This window comes from Methylorubrum podarium (genome assembly GCF_022179745.1).
Taxonomy (GTDB): domain Bacteria; phylum Pseudomonadota; class Alphaproteobacteria; order Rhizobiales; family Beijerinckiaceae; genus Methylobacterium; species Methylobacterium podarium.
This window is the reverse complement of sequence record NZ_BPRD01000006.1, coordinates 1-5,299: the sequence shown is the minus strand read 5'-3', so window position 1 is coordinate 5,299 and position 5,299 is coordinate 1. Positions and strand designations below refer to the sequence as shown.

The following is a 5,299-nucleotide window of genomic DNA, read 5'->3' as shown; positions in this document are numbered from 1 at the left end:
CTCCCCGCATGCGGGGAGAGGGGGAACCTCGAAGAAAATCAGCGCGCGCAGCCGTTGGCGCGTTCCTGGCGCTGGATGTCAGCGATGTCGGCGCGCTGGCGGGCGGAGAGGGGCACGTCGGCCAACTCGTCGTACTTGCAGCCTGCATTGCCGAAGGCGCGGATCGCGCGCTCGGTGCGGAAGCAGTAGCCGGCATCCTTGTAGATCGCGTTACGCTCGCCCCACAGCTCGTCGCAAGGGTAGGCCGCGAGCGCGGGCGAGGCCGTGATCGACACGAGAAGGGCGGCGGCGGCGAAACGCATGAGTCAAGCTCCGATCCGCCGGAGCACGGGCGTCCTCAGGCGGGTTTGAGGGTGAGCGAGCGGCTCGGCTCGCGACCGAACCCCCGGATGTCCAGGCGGTCGCCGGTGATCTCCACCACGGCAAAGGCCGAGCTGTCCGGCGTGTCTACCATGCCGTGGAAGTTGACGTAGTGGATTCCGTCGCGCTCGGCGTAGTTGCCCGCATGATTGTGGCCGTTGAAGTAGGCGAGGACGTGCGGCTGGCGCGCGAGCAGGCCGGTGAGCCGGCTCGCGTCCCAGAGATTGTGCGGGTTGTCGGGCGCGACCGGGTAGTGATTGAGCACGACGACCCGCTCGCCGGCCTCCCGCGCCGCGTGCAGGCTCCGCTCCAGCCACGCGAATTGCGCGTCGCCGAGGGACCCGTTCCAGGGCTTCGCGTTGACGAGGCCCGCCGCCTTGGCCTGCTCCAGGCGCTCCGCGGCCAGCTTCCGGCGCGGATCGTCCGGCGGCGGGGCGAACAGCGAGACGTCGTTGCCGTCGAGCACGACGAAGCGGATGCCGGCGACCGCGAAGTCGTAATAGGGGGCCGCCATGCCGAGCAGACCCGGCACCCGTTCGAGATGCTCGGGGACCAGATCGAAATCGTGGTTGCCGAGCACGAAGCGGGTCTCGTGGCGGAGCGTCCGGTAGATCGGCAGGATTTTGTCGTAGCTCGCCACGTCGCGGTCGATGATGTCGCCGAGCGTCACGACGAAGCGCAGGTCCTCCCCGTTCAGGGCGGCGACGGCGGCGCGCATCTTGTCGAGGCTGTTGGCGTAGTACCGGCCGAGGGTCAGGTTGGGCGGCGCCTCGGCATATTGCGGGTCGGCGATGACGCCGAAGCGCAGCCTTCCGTCCGCGGCTCCGGCCGTGCCGGCGAGAAGCGCGGCGCTGGCGGCGAGGACGGAACGGCGGGACAACATGGCGGCTCCTGTCGGCCGGGCGAGGGCGGCAGGCTGGCGCCGCCGCATGACCGTTGGATGACGCACGCATCGGTTCATGGCGGGGCCGAGTGCCAAAACCCTTCCCCCGCAGGGTCATTCCACACTACAAGGCAGGCCCGGCCGGCCGCTGAGGCCCGCCGACCGTTCCAGGATCAGACATCCAGCACGCGATGCGTACAGCCAGCATCAGCCGCCGCACGGCGGAGACCGACGTTTCCGTCTCGATCGATCTCGACGGCACCGGCAAGGCCGAGATCGTGACCGGTGTCGGCTTCCTCGACCACATGCTGGAGCTGTTCGCCCGCCACGGCCTGTTCGACGTGACGATCAAGGTCGAGGGCGACCTCCACGTCGATCAGCACCACACCACCGAGGATACCGGCATCGCGCTCGGCCAGGCGGTCGCGAAGGCGCTCGGCGACAAGCGCGGCATCGCCCGCTACGCCGACATCCACCTGCCGATGGACGAGACGCTGAGCCGCATCGCGATCGACATCTCCGGCCGGCCGTTCCTGGTGTTCCGCACGAGCTTCCGTGTGGAGAAGATCGGGCAGTTCGACACTGAACTGGTGCGGGAGTTCTTCCAGGCCTTCGCGATGAATGCCGGCATCACGCTGCATGTCGAGACGCTCTACGGCGAGAACGCGCACCACATCGCTGAAAGCGTCTTCAAGGGGCTGGCCCGGGCCTTGCGGAAGGCCGTCGCCATCGACCCGCGTGAGGATGGCCGCGTTCCCTCCACCAAGGGATCGCTCTGAGACCGGTTGAGGAGGAGCGAGGATGCGGACCTACACGCTGCACGTTCCAGAGGGCGCGCTTCGCGGTGACCCCCGCGCGCTGGAACGGGCGCATCTCGTGCGCGACGGCTTCTCCTGGGGTGCCTTCGCCTTCACGGTGCTCTGGTTCCTGCGCCATCGCCTCTGGCTCGCCGCGCTCCTCGTTCTGGTGGGGCTCGTCGGGCTCGCGCTCGCGGGCCGGGCGCTCGGCCTCCCGCCCTTCGCGGCGCTGGTCGTCACCGGGCTGGCCAGCCTGTTGGTCGGCATGGAAGCCTCGAGCCTGCGCCGCTGGACCTACGGCCGCCGGGGCAAGCCCGCCCGCGACGCGGTGCTCGCGGGCTCGCAGGAGGAGGCCGAGTTGAAGGTCGCCGCCCGCTGGCTCGACGCCGAGTCGGTGCCGAGCGTCATCCCGACGGGCGCGACCCGCCCGGCGCATCGCCGCGGCGACGACGCGGTGATCGGCCTTTTCCCCGCGAGCGAGGGTGGACGGTGAGCGAGCAGACCGTCGCGATCATCGATTACGGATCGGGCAACCTCCACTCGGCGGCCAAGGCCTTCGAGCGCGCGGCCCGCGAGGCCGGGCTCGATGGCACCCGCATCGTCGTCACCGACGTGCCGGAGGCGGTGGCGGCGGCCGACCGCGTGGTGCTGCCGGGCGTCGGCGCCTACGCCGATTGCCGCCGCGGCCTCGACGCGGTGCCCGGCATGGTCGAGGCGATGACGGAGGCCGTCAAGGCGCAGGGCAAGCCCTTCCTCGGCATCTGCGTCGGCATGCAGCTCATGGCGAGCCGCGGCCTCGAATACGAGGAGACCGCGGGGCTGAACTGGATTCCCGGCGACGTCGCCCCGATCGAGCCGGCCGACCCTTCCCTCAAGATCCCGCATATGGGCTGGAACACCCTGCATCTCGACCGCGAGCACGCCCTGCTGCGCGACATCGAGACCGGGGAGGGCGGACTCCACGCCTACTTCGTCCACAGCTTCGCGCTGCGGGCCGCGGAGCCGGCGGACGTGGTCGCCCATGCCGAGTATGGCGGCCCGGTCACGGCGATGGTCGCGCACGACAACGTCGCCGGCACCCAGTTCCACCCCGAGAAGAGCCAGCGCCTCGGCCTCGCCCTTCTCGGCAACTTCCTGCGCTGGCGCCCCTGAGGGCGCCCGCTTTCCGACACACCGACCCGGCGAGTCCACGCGTGATCCTGTATCCGGCCATCGACCTCAAGGAAGGGCGCTGCGTCCGCCTCGTTCAGGGCGACATGGCCCAGGCCAAGGTCTTCAACGACGATCCGGCGGCGCAGGCCGAAGCCTTCGAGATGCAGGGCTTCTCCTGGCTTCACGTGGTCGATCTCGACGGCGCCTTCGCCGGCGCGCCGCGCAACGCCGCGGCCGTCGACGCGATCCTCGCCCGCGTGAGCCTGCCGGTGCAGCTCGGCGGCGGCGTGCGCGAGATGCGCACCCTCGAGGGCTGGCTGGAGAAGGGCGTGAGCCGCGTCATCATCGGCACCGCGGCGGTGCGCGATCCCGCCTTCGTGCGCGAGGCGGCCCGCCTCCATCCGGGGCGCATCGCCGTCGGCATCGACGCCAAGGACGGACGGGTCGCGGTCGAGGGCTGGGCCCAGACCTCCAGCATGACGGCGGAGGAACTCGGGCGCCGCTTCGAGGATGCGGGCGTCGCCGCCATCATCTACACCGACATCGCCCGCGACGGCATCCTGAAGGGCCTCAACATCGAGATGACGCTGGCTTTGGCCTCGGCCGTCAGCATTCCCGTCATCGCCTCGGGCGGCCTCGCCTCGATGGCGGATGTCGAGCGCCTGCTGGAGCCCGATTGCGCCGTGCTCGCCGGCGCCATCACCGGCCGCGCCCTCTACGACGGCCGCATCGACCCGAAGGAGGCGCTCGCCGCGATCGCCCGCTCCAAAGGGGCCGCGACTTCGTGATAGGATGCGGGCAGGAGGCTCGCATGAGTGCGGTGAAGGCTGCTGCGGTGCAGACTCGGGACGGCACTGCCTACGAGGACGACTTCTACACCTGGACCCAGGAGCAAGGCGCACGCCTGCGGGCCGGGGATTTCTCGGGCCTCGACCTCGCGAATCTGGCGGAGGAGATCGAGAGCTTGGGACGCAGCGAGTTCAACAGCCTCGTCGGCGCGTGGCGGGAGATCCTCCTGCACATGCTCAAGTTCGATCATCAGCCGGACAAGAAGACTCGAAGCTGGGCGATCTCGATCGCGGCGCAGCGGAAAGAGGCGGAGTTCATCCTCAAGGACAATCCGGGTCTCAAAGGGCGCTTGGACGAGGCCCTGGAGCGCGCTTACCAAGGCGCCCGCCTCGGCGCATCGAAGGAGACGCGGCTTCCCCTGAGGCGCTTCCCCGAGACCTGTCCCTATTCTCCGGAAGAGATCCGGTCGCGGCCCTTCCCCGTCGACGCCGACGACCCGAACACCTGAAAGTCTTTTCGTGCTCAAGACCCGCATCATCCCCTGCCTCGACGTGAAGGACGGACGCGTCGTGAAGGGCGTGCAGTTCCTCGAACTGCGCGATGCCGGCGATCCGGTCGAATCCGCCAAGGCCTACGACGCCGCCGGCGCCGACGAACTCTGCTTCCTCGACATCACCGCGAGCCACGAGGACCGCGGCACCCTGCTCGACGTGGTGAGCCGGACGGCGGAAGCCTGCTTCATGCCGCTCACCGTCGGCGGCGGCGTCCGCACCGTGGGCGATGTCCGCACGCTTCTGCTCGCGGGCGCCGACAAGGTCGGCATCAACACGGCTGCGGTGAAGAACCCCGACTTCGTCGCCGAGGCGGCCGAAAAGTTCGGCGACCAGTGCATCGTCGTGGCGATCGACGCCAAGCGCGTCTCCGCGCCCGGTGAGACGGCGCGCTGGGAGATCTTCACGCATGGCGGCCGCAACCCGACCGGCATCGACGCGGTCGAGTTCGCCCGGAAGGTTTCCGAGAGGGGTGCGGGCGAACTCCTCGTCACCTCCATGGACAAGGACGGCACCCGCTCCGGCTACGACCTCGCGCTCACCCGCGCCATCGCCGACGCGGTGAAGGTGCCGGTGATCGCCTCCGGCGGCGTCGGCGGCCTCGACGACCTCGTGGCGGAAGAGCGGCGCGTTCACGGCCGCGCCTCCCCGAAGCCCGCATTCCGGCCTGCGACAGCGCGGCAGGCTGCGTTATTCTGACGCATGGGTGTCGTAATCCGCAATCATTTCAACTTTTTACCCGGCGGCGCGGCCGGGCCGGCGATCCC

7 protein-coding genes and 1 pseudogene are annotated in these 5,299 nt (G+C 69.8%); 6 read left to right on the top strand and 2 right to left on the bottom strand.

Annotated features, from left to right (window positions below; all coding sequences use genetic code 11):
- Positions 1 to 38: 38 nt before the first annotated feature.
- The gene (locus MFF42_RS00325) at positions 39 to 302 is read right to left on the bottom strand and encodes a YARHG domain-containing protein (protein ID WP_238253522.1); all 264 of its coding nucleotides are present in this window, start codon (positions 300 to 302) and stop codon (positions 39 to 41) included.
- A 35-nt stretch (positions 303 to 337) separates the two neighbouring features.
- Entirely contained in the window at positions 338 to 1,243 is a 906-nt protein-coding gene (locus tag MFF42_RS00320; RefSeq protein ID WP_238253521.1) for a metallophosphoesterase, read from the bottom strand.
- Between the two features lie 191 nt (positions 1,244 to 1,434).
- Between MFF42_RS00320 and hisB the strand changes: the two genes are divergently transcribed.
- The 6 genes and pseudogenes from hisB to hisF all read left to right on the top strand — a co-directional run.
- Entirely contained in the window at positions 1,435 to 2,022 is a 588-nt protein-coding gene (gene hisB, locus MFF42_RS00315; protein WP_238253520.1) for an imidazoleglycerol-phosphate dehydratase HisB, read from the top strand.
- Between the two features lie 22 nt (positions 2,023 to 2,044).
- Positions 2,045 to 2,533: a DUF2628 domain-containing protein gene (locus MFF42_RS00310; protein WP_238253519.1), complete on the top strand. Its 489-nt coding sequence runs from the start codon at positions 2,045 to 2,047 to the stop codon at positions 2,531 to 2,533.
- Complete coding sequence (gene hisH / locus MFF42_RS00305) at positions 2,530 to 3,192, top strand: imidazole glycerol phosphate synthase subunit HisH (protein ID WP_238253518.1); 663 nt, start codon at positions 2,530 to 2,532, stop codon at positions 3,190 to 3,192. The genes MFF42_RS00310 and hisH overlap by 4 nt, the downstream gene beginning before the upstream one ends.
- Positions 3,193 to 3,233: 41 nt before the next feature.
- The gene (gene hisA / locus MFF42_RS00300) at positions 3,234 to 3,980 is read left to right on the top strand and encodes a 1-(5-phosphoribosyl)-5-[(5-phosphoribosylamino)methylideneamino]imidazole-4-carboxamide isomerase (protein ID WP_238253517.1); all 747 of its coding nucleotides are present in this window, start codon (positions 3,234 to 3,236) and stop codon (positions 3,978 to 3,980) included.
- Between the two features lie 23 nt (positions 3,981 to 4,003).
- Positions 4,004 to 4,489, top strand: a complete 486-nt coding sequence (locus MFF42_RS00295; RefSeq protein ID WP_238253516.1) for a DUF29 domain-containing protein — start codon at positions 4,004 to 4,006, stop codon at positions 4,487 to 4,489.
- A 10-nt stretch (positions 4,490 to 4,499) separates the two neighbouring features.
- A pseudogene (hisF, locus tag MFF42_RS00290) lies at positions 4,500 to 5,177 on the top strand (imidazole glycerol phosphate synthase subunit HisF); the annotation flags it as partial.
- Between the last annotated feature and the right edge of the window lie 122 nt (positions 5,178 to 5,299).

What these genes read in the sequence shown, in the direction of transcription:
- MFF42_RS00295 (WP_238253516.1), top strand. Translation starts at nt 4,004, where the DNA reads ATGAGTGCGGTGAAGGCTGCTGCGGTGCAGACTCGGGACGGCACTGCC.
- hisB (WP_238253520.1), top strand. Translation starts at nt 1,435, where the DNA reads ATGCGTACAGCCAGCATCAGCCGCCGCACGGCGGAGACCGACGTTTCC.
- MFF42_RS00320 (WP_238253521.1), bottom strand. Translation starts at nt 1,243, where the DNA reads ATGTTGTCCCGCCGTTCCGTCCTCGCCGCCAGCGCCGCGCTTCTCGCC.
- MFF42_RS00325 (WP_238253522.1), bottom strand. Translation starts at nt 302, where the DNA reads ATGCGTTTCGCCGCCGCCGCCCTTCTCGTGTCGATCACGGCCTCGCCC.
- MFF42_RS00310 (WP_238253519.1), top strand. Translation starts at nt 2,045, where the DNA reads ATGCGGACCTACACGCTGCACGTTCCAGAGGGCGCGCTTCGCGGTGAC.